This window comes from Arthrobacter sp. STN4 (assembly GCF_024539665.1).
Taxonomy (GTDB): domain Bacteria; phylum Actinomycetota; class Actinomycetes; order Actinomycetales; family Micrococcaceae; genus Specibacter.
The window spans coordinates 1-725 of record NZ_JAKZGX010000086.1; the positions used below are offsets into that span (position 1 = coordinate 1).

The window sequence follows — 725 nt, forward strand, 5'->3', positions numbered from 1 at the left end:
CGGGTGGTGACCAGCAGCGCGTCCGGGGTGTCCACGACCACGACGTCCTGGATGCCGATCAACGCAATCACCCGCTTGGTGTCCGTCACCACGATCCCGGTGCTGTCCTCGGTAAAGACCCGCGCACCCTCCCCGATGACCTTCACGTCCTTCACTTCCTTGGCACTGCTCAACCGCGCAATCGCCGCAAAATCCCCCACATCATCCCAGCTAAAGGACGCCGGGATCACCGCCACGTCCCCCGCATCCGCCGCCGGCTCCGCCACCGCATAATCAATCGCGATCTTCGGCAACGTCGGCCAGATGCGGTCCTTCACCGCCACCCGCTCCGGGGTGTCCCACGCCTGGGCGATCTCCATCAACCCGTCATACAACACCGGCTGGTTCGCCTTCAAATGCCGCAACATCAACTCCACCGGCGCCACGAACATCCCCGCATTCCAGCTGTACTCCCCACTGGCCAGGTACTGCTCCGCAACCTCCTCACTGGGCTTCTCCACAAACTGCACCACCTCATGCGCACCCGGCGCCCCGGCCACCGCCAACGCCCGCCCCCGCCGGACATACCCAAACCCCGTCGAGGCATGCGTCGGCCGGATCCCGATCGTGACAATCTTCCCCGTCGCCGCCGTAAAAATCGCCTCCCGCACCGCATCCCGGAACGCCCCCTCCGGACTGATCACCTGATCCGCGGCAAAGGAACCCATGATGGTCTGCGGGTCCCG

The 725-nt window shown here is 65.4% G+C and carries 1 protein-coding gene; it reads right to left on the reverse strand.

Annotated elements, in window-relative coordinates:
- Positions 1-725, reverse strand: a 725-nt coding sequence (locus MMF96_RS19440) for a mannose-1-phosphate guanylyltransferase (RefSeq protein ID WP_256884481.1), incomplete at both ends; no start/stop codon positions are given.